Source organism: Thalassospira sp. Z349TD_5 (assembly GCF_056173045.1).
Window position 1 is genome coordinate 4339604 of sequence record NZ_CM149654.1, and the last position, 17663, is coordinate 4357266.

10 protein-coding genes are annotated in these 17663 nt (G+C 54.6%); 6 read left to right on the top strand and 4 right to left on the bottom strand.

Annotated features, from left to right (window positions below; all coding sequences use genetic code 11):
• The first annotated feature begins 92 nt into the window (after nt 1-92).
• Nucleotides 93-1303 (top strand): IS3 family transposase gene (locus AC0VXT_RS19940; RefSeq protein ID WP_475546803.1). Its coding sequence is split into 2 segments (ribosomal slippage): nt 93-447 and nt 447-1303, totalling 1212 coding nucleotides; the frame shifts between segments, so codons are not numbered across the junction.
• 70 nt (nt 1304-1373) lie between these two features.
• Here AC0VXT_RS19940 and AC0VXT_RS19945 read toward each other — a convergent pair.
• Nucleotides 1374-1832, bottom strand: a complete 459-nt coding sequence (locus AC0VXT_RS19945) for a hypothetical protein (protein WP_022733603.1) — start codon at nt 1830-1832, stop codon at nt 1374-1376.
• 309 nt (nt 1833-2141) lie between these two features.
• On the opposite strand from AC0VXT_RS19945, the gene AC0VXT_RS19950 reads away from it, so the two are divergent.
• Nucleotides 2142-3347: an APC family permease gene (locus tag AC0VXT_RS19950; RefSeq protein ID WP_475546804.1), complete on the top strand. Its 1206-nt coding sequence runs from the start codon at nt 2142-2144 to the stop codon at nt 3345-3347.
• Nucleotides 3348-3461: 114 nt separating this feature from the next.
• Here AC0VXT_RS19950 and AC0VXT_RS19955 read toward each other — a convergent pair whose 3' ends face one another.
• Both AC0VXT_RS19955 and AC0VXT_RS19960 read right to left on the bottom strand, forming a co-directional pair.
• Nucleotides 3462-5729 (bottom strand): NADP-dependent malic enzyme, encoded by a 2268-nt coding sequence (locus AC0VXT_RS19955; RefSeq protein ID WP_022733605.1) that lies wholly within the window; start codon nt 5727-5729, stop codon nt 3462-3464.
• A 449-nt stretch (nt 5730-6178) separates the two neighbouring features.
• On the bottom strand, nt 6179-6679 hold the full coding sequence (locus AC0VXT_RS19960) for a hypothetical protein (protein ID WP_102783628.1): 501 nt from the start codon (nt 6677-6679) through the stop codon (nt 6179-6181).
• 183 nt (nt 6680-6862) lie between these two features.
• Here AC0VXT_RS19960 and mutS point away from each other — a divergent pair, with 183 nt between their 5' ends.
• From mutS to trpS, 4 genes are all read left to right on the top strand, one after another.
• The gene (mutS, locus tag AC0VXT_RS19965; RefSeq protein ID WP_475546805.1) at nt 6863-9586 is read left to right on the top strand and encodes a DNA mismatch repair protein MutS; all 2724 of its coding nucleotides are present in this window, start codon (nt 6863-6865) and stop codon (nt 9584-9586) included.
• Nucleotides 9587-9831: 245 nt separating this feature from the next.
• On the top strand, nt 9832-12570 hold the full coding sequence (locus tag AC0VXT_RS19970; RefSeq protein WP_475546806.1) for a [protein-PII] uridylyltransferase: 2739 nt from the start codon (nt 9832-9834) through the stop codon (nt 12568-12570).
• A gap of 597 nt (nt 12571-13167) precedes the next feature.
• Nucleotides 13168-14727, top strand: coding sequence for a murein biosynthesis integral membrane protein MurJ (murJ, locus tag AC0VXT_RS19975; protein ID WP_475546807.1), 1560 nt, complete (start codon nt 13168-13170; stop codon nt 14725-14727).
• 160 nt (nt 14728-14887) lie between these two features.
• Nucleotides 14888-15889 (top strand): tryptophan--tRNA ligase, encoded by a 1002-nt coding sequence (trpS, locus tag AC0VXT_RS19980; RefSeq protein ID WP_475546808.1) that lies wholly within the window; start codon nt 14888-14890, stop codon nt 15887-15889.
• Between the two features lie 103 nt (nt 15890-15992).
• Here trpS and AC0VXT_RS19985 read toward each other — a convergent pair whose 3' ends face one another.
• Entirely contained in the window at nt 15993-17573 is a 1581-nt protein-coding gene (locus AC0VXT_RS19985) for a hypothetical protein (protein ID WP_475546809.1), read from the bottom strand.
• Nucleotides 17574-17663 lie beyond the last annotated feature (90 nt).

Consider the following 17663-nt stretch of genomic DNA (forward strand, 5'->3'; position numbering starts at 1 on the left):
ATGACAAAAGTCACAAAAAAGGGATCCATTTTGATCCCTTTTTTATTTGGCTGTCCCGTCCTGAAATACGTTGTCACCTAGAGGAGATGACAATGTCTACTTCAGGCAAAGTACGTCGTAAGCGCACGCAACGAGATTACAACATGGGCTTTAAACTCGCTGTTGTTGATCAGGTTGAAAAAGGCGAGATGACCTACAAGCAGGCGCAGAGCCGCTATGGCATTCAGGGACGCAGTACTGTCCTGAACTGGTTGCGCAAACATGGTAAGCTCGACTGGTCCACAGCGAGGCATACTGCCATGTCCAAATCAGAAGAAACCCCGGAACAGAAGATCAAGCGCCTTGAAAAGGAACTTGAGGATGAGCGTATCCGCGTCATGGTCCTTGATGGCATGATCACGATCATGGATCAGGAATATGGAGCGGGCTTGCGAAAAAAGTATTTATCCGAACTGCAAGAACATTACAGGCGCAAGGCAAAGTCAGTCTGAGCAGAAGCTGCCGTTGTTTTGGTTTGTCACGGCAATCGGTTTACCAATTACTGCACCGTCGTCGACAGCGACAGGTGCAGCTTGAACCGCTGCATGCATGTGTGATGCGCTTGCGTCAACACATGCCCCGTCTCGGCACACGCAAACTCTATCACCTGCTTGCCGGGGATCTGCGCCGATTTGGCATCAAGCTGGGGCGAGATGGTTTGTTTGACTGGTTGCGTGAACAACGCCTTCTGATCAGGCCGCGCAAGAACTTCACCAAGACAACCAACAGTCGTCATTGGATGCGTAAACACCCAAACCTGTTGATCGAACGCAAGGCGGTTCGCCCCGAGGAGATTTTTGTCAGCGACATCACCTATGTCGAGAGCGACCAGGGCATCCATTATCTGTCTCTGGTCACCGACGCCTTCTCGCGCAAAATCATGGGGCATATTCTCAGCCATGAAATGAAAGCATCGGATGTGGTGGGCGCCCTGAAACAGGCGGTGCGCAATCGACTGACGACACATCCCCTGATCCATCATTCTGACCGGGGATTACAGTACTGCTCTGGCTGCTATCAATCTGTCTTGCGCAAACACAGGATCACTCCGTCGATGACAGATGGATATGATTGCTATCAGAACGCGCTGGCCGAACGCATCAACGGCATTCTCAAACAGGAATTCCTGTTTCACCGCTGCAAGACATTCGAAGATCTCAGGCAACTGGTCAAGGAGGCTATACAGACATACAATACCATGCGACCGCACCTCGCACTGGCGATGCAAACCCCAGAACAAGTGCATCAAAAAGCCAGCGGATGATATCCGCTGGCTCCTTGAAAACCGTCAACGTATTTTAGGACGGCACAGGCCGAAATGTTCAGTTTGCCGTTTAAGGACGGTCGCGATAAATCCAGCCCTTTTCGGATTTCACCAGACGGATTTCATTTTCAACAACCCGGCGGTCCCCGGCTTTGAACGCGCCTTCCTTTAGGGCCAGCATCTTGGTTTTCACCAGATCAATGGCATCGCTGACGGTATCGCCAACCGCATCCACATCGCCCGCTGCTTTTCCCTTTTCCGTCACGTCATCAGCAAATTCCGACACCGTACGGTCAAACACCAGTTCGTAACGCACCATGGCAATGACTTCGTCATCATCTTCGGAAATGCTGTTGGTCTTGGTAACATTTTCCACATGACCGACCTTGGCATAGGGGTCTTCGCGGAAACGTTCGATCACAGCCGTGGTAATTTCATCCGGAGTTGGGCCTTTGGCCTGTTCCCCTTCACAGGCAGCAAGCAACGGGAACAACATCAAAACGGCAAAAAATCGGGTCATTTGGCCCATGAACAATTTCCTATTTTCTAACAGAACGGCAAAGATGATCTTATTTTACCCACGCCATGCGGCGAAAATCAGGCCAAGACAAACGTCACACTTTCACATTCACGCTTCGAACAGATTATCACAATCCCCGGCCTTTCCACACGCCAACACAAGATCATCACCATCCCAACGGGCCGACGCGTTAAAACCGCACTATCTTATGACCTGACGACACCCTATATTCTGCTTGAAATCAAGGCTCTGCCTCAAACATCTCTCCTGTATCGCCTATGGTCACCATTGGTAAAATGATCCTTGGTATAAAACCCCATGACATTTGATTTGATCATTGCATTAACCACACTTGCTGTCGGTGTGGTTTTGGTGCTGCCACGTGTCGCCCATTTCACCCTTTGGCGCGCGGTTGTCACCCCGCTGGCCTCAATCATCGGCAGCGGATTTTTGTTGCTTGGCCCGGTTCTAAGCCATGCATTTGGCGGTTTTGCGCCATGGGTCATGGGTGGGCTCTGTATTGTCGCCTACATGTTTGGCGGCGTGATCCGGTCAAATATTGCGACAGGCGAAGACGCAATCATCACAGGCCAGCACGGCACATTGGCCAAAAGGATTGAGACCATCTCATCCTGGGCCTTGGCATTTGCCTATATTATTTCTGTTTCCTATTACCTGAACTTACTCGGCGCCTTCGCGCTCAGCATGACACCGTTTGATAGCCGGTTTGATGCCAAACTTTTAACCAGTGGCGTTTTCATCCTGATCGTTCTGATCGGCTGCACCAACGGCTTTAAAAGCCTCGAACGGATGGAATATTTTTCCGTCGCCATCAAACTGGCGATCATTGCCGGACTGGTGATTGGCTTGATTGTCAATTTTGGCGATCAGGCAATCCATGAAACGCTGATCTTCAACCCCGAAACCGTCACCGGTTGGCCGGCCATAACCATGGCGCTGGGATTGCTGATCACCGTACAGGGGTTTGAAACGTCCCGGTATCTTGGCGCGGTCTATGATGCGCAAACACGCATCCGATCGATGCGTATGGCGCAATGGCTCTCGACCGTGATTTACGTGGTCTACATTGTGCTGATTGCCTATGTGTTTCGGCCCGACCAAATGTCGATGACCGAAACCGGCATCATCAATATGATGCAGATTGTCGCGCCGATTCTGCCCTTCTTGCTGGTTGCTGCCGCCCTGGCCTCACAGCTTAGTGCCGCCATCGCCGACACCAGCGGTTCGGGCGGATTGTTTACCGAACTGTCGCGCAATCGCATCAGCGAACCACAGGCTTATTTCATTCTCGCCGTGATCGGGATTGCCCTGACATGGGCGGCCGATATTTTCGCAATTGTAAATTACGCCTCACGCGGGTTTGCCATCTATTACGGCCTGCAATCGGGGCTCGCCGCCGTCATCGCCATCAAACAGAAATCAGGCTTGCCCAAAGTCATCTGGTATCTGGCCCTTGCGACCCTTGGCGGGGCGATTGCGGTATTTGGCCAGACAATTGAGTAACCTCGATTGAGTAACCCCAAACGTATTTTGGCCACCGTCAAAACCAATCCGTCATAAAAAATGGCGGGGATGCCTACGCGCCCCCGCCATTTTCAATCGTCGATCAATCCGGTCTTAATTATGTTCGGCGTCATGCGCGGCAAGCGCTGCCAAATTAACCAGATCGTTGACCGTTGCCCCCATCTGGGCAATCTGGGCCGGTTTTTCCAGCCCGATCATCACCGGACCAACCACCGTACCACCGCCCAGTTTATCGAGAAGCTTGGACGCAGTCGTCGCCGCATGAAGGGCTGGCATCACCAGAACGTTTGCCGGACCTGACAGACGACAGAACGGATACAGCTTCAAAAGCTCGGTATCGAGCGCAACATCCACCGCCATATCGCCATCAAACTCGAAATCAACATTGCTGCGTTCAAGAATGCCAACCGCCTCACGGATACGGTCGGTATCCTCGCTGTACGGGTTGCCAAACGTCGAATGCGACACCAACGCCACACGCGGCTCATGACCAAGCTGACGGGCCTTCTCGGCCGCCTGAATGGCGATCTCGGCAAGCTGTTCAGCATTGGGCACATTATGCACGCGGGTATCGGCGATAAACACCGTCCGGCCCTTGGCAATCGCAATCGAAAGGCCCATCGGGATTTCGCCTTCTTTGGCGTCGATCACGCTGGCAATATCGGTAAAGCTGCGATTGAAGTTCCGGGTAAGCCCGGTGATCAAACCGTCCGCATGCCCCTTTGCCACCATGACAGAAGCAAAAACGTTGCGTTTCTGGTTCACCATCCGCTGGCAATCACGCCACAGATACCCTTTGCGCTGCAGGCGTTCATACACGAACTCGGCATATTCCGCATTGCGATCCGAAAGGGCCGCATTGCTGATTTCGACCCCTTCAAGCGTTTCAATACCAAGGTTTTTGGCACTGGCATGAATGCGGTCTTCGCGGCCGATCAGGATCGGCGTGCCATAGCCAGAATTGCGATAGGCAACAGCGGCGCGAATAACGGTTTCTTCTTCGCCCTCGGCAAAGGCGATCCGTTTGGGATGTGCGCGCACATAATCGGAAATCAGCTGCAGGTGTGCTGCCGTCGGATCAAGACGCCCGCGCAGCTGATTTTCATATTCCGCCATATCAATGATCGGACGACGCGCCACACCACTGTCCATTGCGGCCTGTGCAACCGCCTTGGGGATCGCAATAATCAAACGCGGGTCAAACGGGGCCGGAATGATGTATTCCGGGCCATATTGCAAACGCCGCCCGGAATAGGCTGCCGCCACCTCATCGGGCACATCTTCGCGCGCCAGAGATGCCACCGCATGGGCTGCGGCAATTTTCATGTCCTCGTTAATCGTTGAGGCCTGCACATCAAGTGCGCCACGGAAAATATACGGGAAGCCCAGCACGTTGTTGATCTGGTTGGGATAATCCGACCGCCCGGTGGCACAGATCGCGTCATCGCGGATTGATGCGACTTCTTCCGGGCTGATTTCCGGGTCCGGGTTGGCCATGGCAAAAATGATCGGCTTTTTGGCCATGCTTTTGACCATCTTGGTCGTCACCGCCCCCTTGGCCGACAGACCAAAGAACGCATCCGCCCCATCCATCGCATCATCAAGCGTGCGGGCATCGGTGTCGGCTGCGTGGGCTGATTTCCACTGGTTCATGCCATCTTCGCGACCCTTATAGATCACGCCGCGCGTGTCACACATAATAACGTTATCGTGCGACACACCCATGCTTTTGACCAACTCGCAGCAGGCAATTGCCGCCGCACCAGCGCCATTGATAACAAGCTTGATGTCTTTCAATTTGCGCCCGGTAAGGTCGCAGGCATTGATCAACCCCGATGCTGCAATGATCGCTGTACCGTGCTGATCATCATGGAATACCGGAATATCCATGATTTCGCGCAGGCGTTGCTCGATGATGAAACATTCTGGCGCCTTGATATCTTCAAGGTTAATGCCGCCAAACGATGCGCCAAGGAAGCGCACGCAATTGACAAACTCGTCAACGTCTTCGGTCGAAACTTCAAGGTCGATGCCGTCAACATCGGCAAAGCGTTTGAACAAAACAGCCTTGCCTTCCATCACCGGCTTGGACGCCAGCGCGCCAAGGTTACCAAGACCAAGAACGGCTGTACCGTTGGAAATCACCGCAACGATGTTGCCCTTGGAGGTATAATCATATGCCGTCGCCGGGTTCTTGGCGATTTCAAGACAGGGCACCGCAACGCCCGGCGAATACGCCAGGGACAAATCGCGCTGGGTGGTCAGCGGCTTGGACGGCGTGATTTCGATTTTGCCCGGACGGCCGCTGGAATGAAACAGCAGCGCTTCGCGGTCGCGAACCTTGATTTCTGAATCTGACATTGTGTTTTCACTGACGCTTGCGTGGTGGGATGGAAAGCTGTGTGTAGTTCATTTCGTTCGACAAGTTTGCGGTGTGGGACCGCCTCATCGAACCGAACAATAAAACAGGCTTCGCGCCCATGGTCAAAGGCGACGTTAACGGCAACCGCAGAATTACGTAGCGTTTTCCGTATGTTGCGCCGCAACAACCACCATTTGAGCAGGTCAAAACGGCCCATCTCTTTGTATCCGCCACTGCCATAACAGACCGCATCAAGACAATGATCTGGCGGAATTATCGTTCTTTTTCAGTGCGATAATTACATCGCCCCCAACATCATCAACCTGACCCCGTTTTGCCAAGCAATGCCGCCTTATGCGATCATTCCACAGAGTGAAAAAAGGCGGCCGCTGTGGGTCGCCTTTAAAATCATAGCCGTTTTCATCTGTGCCTAACCTGCAATCAGGCGTTATTTTGCCTGATGCAGGTGGATGTTGGTCGCGCCATGCTTTTGCAAAATCGCCTGTGCCGCACTCTCACCGGTTTTATTGTCCGGGGCAATTCGCACCCACAGGATCACGGACCCGGCATCAATCGCACGGGCAAAATCATCAGTATGCGGGGTCGATGTGACTTCGCCGATAAATTCGCGCAGGGCCACCGCCCCAACACCAGCCCCCACCGCAATTGCCGCCGGGGCCGTTGCCGCCCCACCAAACAGCGCAATCGCGCCCGATGCTACCAAGGGCACCTCATATTTGACTTCCCCGACAAGCGCTGTCAGCACATCGCCCCATGATCGCCCGTCTGATCCGGCGACATCAATCGATTCGTGGGAACTCAAAACCGAAAGATCCGTGCGCTTAAAACCGCTATCGCGCAATTCGCGCACGGCCGCGTCAAAACTGTCTTTGGTGTCGAACAAACCTACCAGTTCCGGGGCCTGCGTTGTGGTCTGGTCTTCTGACATTTTGCTGTCTCCTTGATGACTGGTCATCCGTTCGTTTTCACGCCATCATGCCGTCTGGAACGAAAGATCCCTTACTATCTATATTTTACGGAAATTCAGGCGTTGCAATGGCATAGATCAAGTTTTATCACCGCGGCTCCTTGCCCCTCGTAAATGCCTTCAGGGTTTGCTATCAAAACCATCATGAACAATATCGCTGACACATCCGATACCACACCCATCGCACCATCCTTTTCGCTGGAGGGTGCGACCCCGATGATGATCCAGTTCCTTGAAATCAAGGAACAGTATCAGGACTGCCTGCTGTTTTATCGGATGGGCGATTTTTACGAGCTGTTCTTTGACGATGCGGTCAAAGCCGCCGAAGCCCTTGATATTGCCCTGACAAAACGCGGCAAGCATCAAGGTAACGAAATTCCCATGGCCGGTGTTCCCGTCCATAGTCACGAAACATATCTTCAGCGTCTGATCCGCAAGGGATTCCGTGTAGCTGTCTGCGAACAGATGGAAGACCCGGCCGAGGCCAAAAAACGCGGGGCCAAATCCGTGGTCAAACGCGGTGTCGTCCGTCTGATCACGCCGGGCACCCTCACCGAAGACAGCCTGCTTGACGCGCGCCGCCATAACTATCTCGCCGCTGTATCGGAACTGCGCGGCAAGGTCGGCTTGGCATGGCTTGATATGTCGACCGGTGATTTTTACGTTCAGCCGACCGATATGGGCGGATTGCCCGCAGCACTTGCCCGGCTTGATCCCGGTGAAATCCTGTTTTCCGACCGGTTGCTCAACCGCCCGGACGTTTTTGACCTTTATTCCGAATATAAAAACATCATCACCCCGCAGCCTTCTGCGCGCTTTGATGCCGAAAACGCGCAATTGCGCCTGAAAAAGCTGTATCAGGTCGAAGCACTGGACGCCTTTGGCGGCTTTGAAGTGGCCGAACTGTCTGCCGCAGGTGCCCTGATTGACTATGTCGAACTGACCCAGAAAGGTCAGATGCCGCGCCTGTCCCCGCCGACCCGCCTTGCCGCCGGGGCGGCAATGGAAATTGATGCCGCCACCCGACGGTCACTCGAACTGATCCAGACCCAGTCAGGGGATCGCAAGGGATCGTTGCTGTCGGTCATTGACCGCACCAAAACAGGGGCTGGTGCACGTTTGCTGGCTGCCCGTCTGTCGGCCCCGCTGACCAGTGCCGATGACGTTAACAAACGCCTTGATCTGGTCGAATATTTCCATGATCGCGATGGATTGCGGTCTGATTTGCGGTCCGGTCTTGGCGAATGTCCCGATATTGAACGCGCCCTGTCACGTTTATCCGTCGGGCGCGGTGGGCCGCGCGACTTGGCCGCCATGCGCGATGGGCTGGCGTGTTCCTTTGCCATTGGTAATCTGCTTGAGAAGCCCGATGGCGGCAATGATGGCCTGACCGCCCAACCCGAATCACTTGCCGATCACGTCACCCGCATGGGCCATCACGGCGATCTGATTGATCTTCTGCGCCGCGCCATTGCCGAAAGCCTACCGTTGATGGCGCGCGATGGCGGCTTTATTGCCGGGGGATATCATCCGCCGCTTGATGAATTGCGCATGCTCTCAAGCGAAAGCAAAAAGCTGATCGCCAACCTTCAGGCCCGCTATACCGAGCAAACCGGCATTGCCAACCTTAAGGTCAAACACAACAACGTTCTGGGCTATTTCATCGAAGTGTCGGCCAAAAATGCCGACAAGATGATGGAGGTTGATGAGTTCATTCACCGTCAAACCATGGCCAATGCCGTGCGCTTTACGACCGTGGAACTGTCCGAACTTGAAAGCAAGGTTTCCAAGGCGGGCGATCAGGCCCTCGCCCTTGAACTTGAACTGTTCGAAGAACTGGTTCAGGCGGTGCTTGCCAAGGCCGACGACATTGCCAAATGTGCGCAGGCACTCGCCGGGCTTGATGTCTCCGCCGCCCTTGCCGAACTTGCACGTGACCGGAACTGCATCCGCCCGCAAATTGATGACAGCCTGTCGTTTGATATTACCGCCGGGCGGCACCCGGTGGTCGAGGCCGCCCTTCGTGAAAACGCCGACTCGCCCTTTGTCGCCAATGATTGCCGCCTTGAAGATGAACAAAGCCTGTGGCTGATCACCGGTCCAAACATGGCTGGTAAATCGACCTTCCTGCGCCAGAACGCCCTGATTGCCGTTTTGGCCCAGATCGGGGCGTTTGTCCCGGCGGCCAAGGCCCATATCGGCGTGATTGACCGGCTGTTTTCACGTGTCGGCGCGGCTGATGATCTGGCGCGCGGTCGATCCACCTTTATGGTCGAGATGGTCGAAACTGCCTCGATCCTTAATCAGGCAACCGATCGGTCGCTGGTCATTTTGGATGAAATCGGGCGCGGGACGGCAACCTTTGACGGTCTGTCGATTGCCTGGGCGGTGGTCGAAAACCTTCATGAAATCAATAAATGTCGCGGCCTTTTTGCCACCCACTATCACGAACTGACCGCCCTTGCCGCCAAGCTGGATCATTTGTCATGCCACACCATGCTGATCAAGGAATGGCAGGGCGAGGTTGTCTTCCTCCATGAAGTTGGCTTGGGCAGCGCGGACCGATCCTATGGCATTCACGTCGCCCAATTGGCTGGCCTGCCAAAACCCGTGATCAAGCGCGCCGAACAGGTGCTTAAAACCCTTGAAAAGGGCCAACAGGGCGGGGCTGTTTCAAAACTGGCCGATGACCTGCCACTGTTCGCCGCCGCCATTGAACAGGCCGCACAGGAAGACCGCGCAGCGACACCTGCCCTGTCGGACGATCAAAAGGCATTGCTCGATGCCCTTGGTGATATCAATCCCGATGACATGACCCCGCGCGAAGCGCTTGAGGCGCTCTATCGCCTACAGGCATTGCGCGGATAAGCCGATAAAACGCAGGTCGCGGCCAATTGCAAAAAAGCGCATGAAAAACAGGCACCTTGCCCCCATATCAGGCAGGTGCCTGTTTTGATTTAACCGCACCGCCGGCCAGCATCCGCATGATCATGCCGGTCCGGCCTTTGGCATGGCACATGCACTGATGCAGCCAAAACCAATTCCCGCTATGGTGCGAAAAATGGTATTGCAGAACCAGCAGTCAAAAAGGCGCAAGGAAACGGCAGCCCGCTATGTATAAAATTAAGAAACAGCGCGAAATCATTGACCGCAAAAAGGTCTTTGCCGATCTCACGGCGATTGCCAATGATCCGGATCTGAATAATTTCAAACAGCGCAGCGCCCTTCTGACCAAGCTGAAATCGGTGATGGAAAGCGGACGTGACGTCATCCGTGCCCGGTTCGAAGAAAGCAATTCCGGGCAGGACACCGTCTTTTCCAACAGCTTCCTGATGGATCAGATTGTTCGCCTTATTCATGATTTCGCCACCAGTTTCATCTATCCGCTGCACAATCCGACCAATGAACAACGCATGTCGGTGGTGGCAGTCGGCGGCTATGGCCGGGGCGATATGGCGCCGCATTCCGATGTCGATATCCTGTTTCTGTTTCCCTACAAACAAACCGCCAATGGTGAACAGGTTGTCGAATTCATCCTCTATATGCTGTGGGATCTTGGCCTGAAAGTCGGGCATGCCACCCGCTCGGTCGATGATTGCCTGCGCATGGGCAAACAGGACATCACCATCCGCACCAACCTGCTCGAAAGCCGGTTCGTCTGGGGCGATGAGGAAACCTATAACGTCTTTCGGGCACGCTTCATGGATGAACTGGTCAAGGGCAGCGGCCTTGAGTTTATTGAAAAGAAACTCGGCGAACGCGATGACCGCCATGTGCGCATGGGCGATTCACGCTATGTCGTCGAACCCAATGTCAAGGACGGCAAAGGCGGGCTTCGCGATCTGCATACGCTGTTCTGGATTGGGAAATACCTGTACCGCGTCAATTCCCCGATGGAACTGGTTGACCTAAAAGTCCTGACCCGCAAAGAAGCCCAAGGCTTTTTAAAGGCGCAAAACTTCCTGTGGGCGGTGCGCTGCTGGCTGCATTATCTGTCGGATCGCGAAGAAGACCGTCTGACATTTGATATGCAGCGCGATATCGCCGAACACCTTGGCTATACCGATCATGCCGGGGCATCGGGCGTCGAACGCTTCATGAAACACTACTATCTGATGGTCAAACATGTCGGCAACCTGACCCGGATTTTCTGTGCCGCCCTTGAAGAACGCCATCAGCGCCGCCCGCTGATCCGGTTCCCCGGCAAACTGTTTGGCACCAAGGAAATCGACGGATTCGAACTGCGCAATGACCGGCTGACGGTTGAAAACCTCAATGTTTTCAAAAAAGACCCGATCAAGATTTTGCGCCTGTTTCTGGTGGCCAATCAAAACGGGGTCGGCATTCATCCCGAAACGCTGCGCTGGGTCACCCAAAGCTTAAAGCACATCGATCACAAGCTGCAAAACGACCCGGACGCCAATGAGGTTTTCCTTGAAATCCTGACCCAGCGTCAAAACCCCGACATTGTCCTGCGCAAAATGAACGAAGCCGGGGTATTGGGGCGATTTATCCCCGATTTCGGCCGTGTCGTGGCTCAAATGCAATATGACATGTACCACACCTATACCGTGGACGAGCACACCATCCGCGCGATTGGCGTGCTCAATCAGATTGAAAATGGCGAACTGGTCGATGATGCCCCGGTGGCCACCCGGATCATGGGCAAGGTGATTTCAAGACGGGTTCTTTATGTCGCAGTGTTGCTGCATGACATCGCCAAGGGACGCGGTGGCGATCATTCCGAACTGGGTGCTGAAGTCGCCGAAAAGCTCTGCCCGCGTTTGGGATTATCCCCCGCCGACAGCGAAACCGTCGCATGGCTGGTCAAGGCCCACCTGTGGATGAGCCTGACGGCGTTTAAACGTGACCTCAATGATCCAACGACGATCAAGGCATTTGGCGATCTGGTACAATCGCAGGAACGGTTGCGCCTGTTGCTGTGCCTTACCGTCGCCGATATCCGGGCAGTGGGACCAAATGTCTGGAATGGCTGGAAAGCCACCCTTCTGCGCGAACTTTATTATGCTGCCGAGGATCGCCTGTCAGGCGGGCTCAATGCCGACAGCCGCGATTCACGCGTTGCCAATGCCCAGATGGCGCTCCGCGAAGCACTGGTTGACTGGCCAACCGATGACATCGAAGATTTCATTGATCGCGGTTATCCGTCCTATTGGCTCAGTTTTGATACCGACGTTCACGTTCATCACGCCCATCTGACCCGCGACGCCAAGAAAAGTGGCGCTGACATCACGGTCGATGTGCGCATTGATACTGAAATTGACGCCACCGAAATCACCGTTCACACCACCGACCATCCGGGGCTGTTTTCCCAGATTGCCGGATCGATGGCGCTGTGCGGGGCCAATATTGTTGATGCCAAAATCCTGACACTGGCCGATGGCATGGCGCTGGATACCTTCTTTATTCAGGATGCCAACGACGAAGCCTTTAATGACAAGGCCAAGCTTGAAAAGCTGCGTGAAACCCTCGAACAGGTGATTTCCGGGCGCGTACGCCCCAGTCAGGAACTCGAACGCCGCCAGATCAAGGACAACAAACATAGAACAGCGGTCTTTAAGGTCGAACCCAACGTCATTATCGACAACAAGGCCAGCCGCACCCACACGGTGATTGAAATTTCCGCCCGCGACCGCCAAGGATTGCTCTATGATATCACCCGTGCCTTGCGCGATCTGTCACTGCAAATCGCCTCGGCCCGCATTTCGACCTTTGGCGAACGCGCCGTGGACGTTTTCTATGTGAAGGATGTGTTCGGGCTTAAAATCGACAGCCGCACCAAGTTTGTGCAGGTCAAGGAAACCCTTACTCAGGCAATCCAGAACAATTAGGACCAGACTTACTAAGTGTGGTGGGTTAACGGCATTAGGCGATCGTCAGGATCATTGTCCTGACGGGTCGCAGCCTAACACCGCTCGACCGGTTTGATCCCCACTCCTGTGCCACGCAAGGTGACACCCCAGAAAGGATCAAATCCAGTCGAACTAGCCGACTATTTTTAAGCGCGTATCTTTTGGAATTTTAGACGGACGGGGAAGGGCAATCCAAAACTGACGTCGTGACCTGTTATTCACGACATCGCTTTCCTCGGAGTGCAGCAGGTTAAGGTGGATTCCCTTATAATCCCCGACCATCCAAATAATGAGGCTCGCGTCCCAACGAATCTCAGCAAGAGGGAACTTATCGTTATTGAATGCATTTTTCTGTGACGGCTGTCACAGTTGAGGAAAAGAATCATCATACAAATAGATTTCATATTTCTGTGACAAAGATTCGTGCCGTTGACCGCCGTGATTACGACTTCTTCACCTTCCCCTGTCAGATTTTGCCCTTCACGCAGTGTTGCCTTTCAACCCGCGCACAGATTTCTCGATGTCTCGACTGGACCGGCTCCTTGATACGGCCCCTGAATACGGATTAAACACGCAATGTCGCTTGTACGCTCCATCGCCACCGTCAGTGGCTTTACCCTGATCTCGCGCCTTTTGGGGTTCTGTCGTGATATCCTGATTGCCGGGATGTTGGGTGCGGGGGGCATTGCCGATGCGTTTTTTGTCGCATTTAAATTTCCCAACCTGTTTCGCCGCCTGTTTGGCGAAGGCGCGTTTTCCGCCGCCTTCATTCCGCTTCTGGCCGGGGATATCGAAAAACGCGGGTTGGACGTTGCGCGTGAATTTGCCGCGCGCGCCATGTCGATGCTGGTGCTCATCACCGGTTTTCTGGTCGCGATCATTGAAATCATCATGCCGTGGGCGATGTATGTCTTTGCCCCCGGATTTGCCGAAGACCCGGAAAAATTCGCGCTTGCCGTCGAACTGTCGCGCATCACCTTCCCCTATCTGGCATTTATTTCTGCCGTCGCTCTGATGTCGGGTGTTCTCAACACCCTGCACCGCTATGCCGCTGCTGCCGCGGCCCCGATTATCCTGAATATCTGTCTGATTGGCGCGCTGCTGGGTCTGGCACCCATGACCGAAACCCCTGCCCATGCGTTGGCGTGGGGCGTTGCCTTGGCCGGGGTGGCGCAATTCATCTTTCTGGTGATTGCCTGCAAACGTGCCGGATTTGCGATTAAATGGCAGCGACCCAAAATTGATGACCGGGTCAAACTGCTCGGCAAACGCATGATCCCGGGCATGATTGGTGCCGGGGTGTATCAGATCAACCTTTTGATCGATACCATGCTGGCCTCTCTTGTGTCTGACGGCGCGGTGTCGTGGCTGTATTACGCCGACCGGGTTCAACAACTGCCATTAGGCGTGATTGGCATTGCGATTGGCACGGCCTTGTTGCCCACCCTGTCGCGTCAGTTGCAGGGAACCGATCCCGCAGTTGCCATGTACAGCCAAAATCGCGGCATTGAAATCGCCCTGCTTCTGACCCTGCCCGCGGCCGTTGCCCTTGGCGTGATGGGCATTCCGGTAATCAATGTCCTGTTTGAACGCGGTGCCTTTGGCGCAAGCGAAACCCAGATGACCGGTCTGGCGCTGACTATTTTTGCCTTTGGCCTGCCGGCATCGGTTCTGGTCAAGGTTCTTGCACCGGGCTTTTTCGCCCGCGAAGATACCAAAACCCCGATCCGCATCGGCATCTTTGCCATGGTGCTCAACATTGTTCTGATCATTGTTTTAATGCCGCAATTCGGGCATTTGGGCATTGCCGCGGCCACATCGACCTCGGTCTGGGTCAATGCATTTTTGCTGGGCTATTTGCTGCGTAAACGCGGCGATTTGACCTTTGATGCCCGGTTGCTTAAACGCGTCCCGCGCATTCTGATCACCTCGACCCTGATGGGGGCGGCCCTTTGGTTTGCCATTGATATGTTCTGGCAAAATGATGCCTCCTCAATCACGCGCATCTTGATCATGGCCGCCTGTGTCTGTGGTGGGATTGCGGTGTACGCGCTAAGCGCACAGCTGCTCGGTGCGACCAGCTTCTCGGAACTCAAAGCAACCTTGAAGCGCGGAAAACCCACCGCACAGGAATAATTGGCCTAAAACCCCGCATTTACCGACAAGCTGCTTGACCAAATCGGGTCAGGCGGCTTAACTCCGCGCGTTGGTTTGCAGTTCGTCCGCCGGCGGGTGTCCACAACCTGGCGGAGCTTGCAAACCCGGTTTTGTTTTTATTGAAATGGACGACAGCATCATGGAACGTGTGTTTTCGGGCGCTCAGCCCACCGGTAACCTTCATCTTGGCAACTATCTTGGCGCAATCCGCAACTGGGTTGCTCTGCAAAAAGATTTCGAATGCATCTTCTGCGTCGTGGATATGCATGCCATCACAGTCTGGCAAGACCCCAAAGAACTGCGTTCCAACATCCGCGAACTTGCGGCCAGCATGATCGCCTCGGGCATTGACCCCGATAGTCATGTTCTGTTCAATCAAAGTCAGGTATCCGCCCATGCCGAACTGGCGTGGATCTTTAACTGTGTCGCACGCATCGGTTGGCTCAACCGCATGACCCAGTTCAAGGAAAAGGCCGGCAAGCACCGCGAAAACGCGTCCCTTGGCCTCTATGCCTATCCCAGCCTGATGGCGGCTGACATTCTGGCCTATAAAGCCACCCATGTGCCGGTCGGCGAAGATCAGAAGCAGCATCTTGAACTGGCGCGCGACATCGCATTGAAATTTAACAATGATTACGAGGTCGAAGGCTTCTTCCCGCAGCCAGAACCCCTGATCCTGGGTCCGGCAACGCGGGTGATGTCGCTGCGCGATGGCTCGAAAAAGATGTCAAAATCCGATCCGTCGGAAATGGCGCGCATCAACATGACCGATGATGCCGACACGCTGGCCAAAAAAATCCGCAAGGCCAAAACCGATCCGGAACCCCTGCCATCCGAGGCCGCCGGTCTTGAAGGCCGCCCGGAAGCCAAGAACCTGATCACCATCTTTGCTGCACTCACCGACAGCACGGTCGATGCGGTTCTGGCAGAACATGGTGGCACCCAGTTCTCGGGCTTTAAGCAATCCCTGACCGACGTGGTGGTAACCAAACTGGCCCCGATCACCGAAGAAATGGCCCGTCTGAACAACGACAATGCCTATATTGATGCGGTTCTGGCCAAGGGGGCGGAGCGCGCCAACGCCATCGCCCAGCCGATCCTGCGCGACGTCAAGGAAACCGTCGGCTTCCTGAATTCATAATCAGCCTTGGCCTGAAACACCAAAAGCCCGTTTGTTCCTGCTTATCCAAGCATGACAGACGGGCTTTTTTCATCAGCGAAACACCATAGGCGCAAACATCAAATCAGATGGCGTTTGCCTGGTTTTGGCGGCTCTGCTGCATGTCCTGATATTTTTTCAGACCATCCATCATGGTTTGGCTAAACCAGGCACCCACCGGCGCATCGCCGTCGATATGGCTGGTGGCTTGCTCCATCAAAGGATGCACGACAGGTGTTGCCGCAGTCTCTTCGTGTTGGGCACCGGCATTGCTGCTGGTATCGCGGTTAAAGCTTCCGGAAATTTTACCCTGTGCTGCGGTCGTGTTGCTCGATGATACAGCGTCCTGTGCCGGGGTTTGGGCCATGGCTTGCGACGAGTCCCGGCCAAGGGCCGCGTTAAACTTTGCTGCCATTTCGGCTGCTGACAATGGCGTTCCACCATTCCTGAAATCAGCAAACGCCTGTGCCGGGCTTACCGAATTTTCCCGAAACGCGCTTTGATCCGCAGATGGGCTCTGCCCGCTCATATCCTCAACGGCATCAACATTGGCAGCAGCCTGTTTCGCCTGACGCGATTCATGGGCTGCCATTTCCGGTGACAGGGCAAAGCTGTTGGTGGTTCGGCTAACACGGCCACTGCTTTGTGCCCGGGCCCACACCGTATCGCCGCCTTCACTGCTAAAGGATGCCGGGCGGATCGGGTTGTTGCCATTCTGCGGCGCATGGCTCGCTGCTGTTGTCCGGGTCAAGCTCGATACCGGGCTATTGCCGCCAGCCGATGCCATGGCAACGGCCAGTTCGGCCGGATCACTCTGCACCGCCTCCGCCAATTCCTGAATCGCGGTCGTGTTTTGCGCTGAGGCCTGTGCTGAGGCAGAAGCTTGAGCTGATTTTTGAGGTGCGTTTTCGGCCATAGTCGCAGCCGGTGTTGCTTGCGCCCATGGGGTATTAAGATCAGATGCCTTTGGCCCGGAAATGGCCGAAGCGGCGTTTTGCTGCCCCGCATCAAGGGCGGCATATTCAACACCGCCCACAGGCGCGGCCTGAACGATCGTCGATTGTTCTGCTGCTGTGGCAGCAATTCCCGCAGGTCGGCCTTGGCTTGCCTGTCCTGCCATCCACGGCAGAACAAGATCACCCTGATATGTCCCGTCAAAGGAAGCATTTGCAATGGTATCAGCACGGGCCGTCACCGCATCGGGCGCATCCGCACCAGACGGCGCTGCATCGACAACAACTGTGCCGTCATCGGTTGGCGCCCCATTAAAACTGTCTTCAAGAAAGGCCATCACATGGGCGCCGGTATCTTCACCACTGACCGCGTCAACAACGGCATCAATTGCCGCCCCCGCCAGTCCGAAGACACCGCCAAACAAACCGCCGCCAACAACGCGTGCGCCATTGCCCAGCTCATCGCCGGTAAGTGACCGATACAGCATCCCGACACCGGGAATATGTTGCAGCGGATTGATCACGTCGAGCACATCGGAAAACTCAAACCCGTCTTCTCCGAACATATATTCGGAAAAGTCGCGCCCTTCTTGCGCGCCATCAACAAGCTGCTCACCCGGCCCCGAATTTGCGAATTTGTTGTTCGCAACATCCTTGCTCAGGCCCGCAACACTGCCGGGCGAATTTTGCCGCCAATCTGCACCAATCGACATGTTTGTCCTCCTCTTGCCAGATACTTTGCAAAAGGAATGCCAAACTCGCGCATATTTAAGTTATTGTTATATATGGAAAATATTGAAATT

What these genes read in the sequence shown, in the direction of transcription:
- AC0VXT_RS19945 (WP_022733603.1), bottom strand. Translation starts at nt 1,832, where the DNA reads ATGGGCCAAATGACCCGATTTTTTGCCGTTTTGATGTTGTTCCCGTTG.
- AC0VXT_RS19950 (WP_475546804.1), top strand. Translation starts at nt 2,142, where the DNA reads ATGACATTTGATTTGATCATTGCATTAACCACACTTGCTGTCGGTGTG.
- AC0VXT_RS19955 (WP_022733605.1), bottom strand. Translation starts at nt 5,729, where the DNA reads ATGTCAGATTCAGAAATCAAGGTTCGCGACCGCGAAGCGCTGCTGTTT.
- AC0VXT_RS19960 (WP_102783628.1), bottom strand. Translation starts at nt 6,679, where the DNA reads ATGTCAGAAGACCAGACCACAACGCAGGCCCCGGAACTGGTAGGTTTG.
- mutS (WP_475546805.1), top strand. Translation starts at nt 6,863, where the DNA reads ATGAACAATATCGCTGACACATCCGATACCACACCCATCGCACCATCC.
- AC0VXT_RS19970 (WP_475546806.1), top strand. Translation starts at nt 9,832, where the DNA reads ATGTATAAAATTAAGAAACAGCGCGAAATCATTGACCGCAAAAAGGTC.
- murJ (WP_475546807.1), top strand. Translation starts at nt 13,168, where the DNA reads ATGTCGCTTGTACGCTCCATCGCCACCGTCAGTGGCTTTACCCTGATC.
- trpS (WP_475546808.1), top strand. Translation starts at nt 14,888, where the DNA reads ATGGAACGTGTGTTTTCGGGCGCTCAGCCCACCGGTAACCTTCATCTT.
- AC0VXT_RS19985 (WP_475546809.1), bottom strand. Translation starts at nt 17,573, where the DNA reads ATGTCGATTGGTGCAGATTGGCGGCAAAATTCGCCCGGCAGTGTTGCG.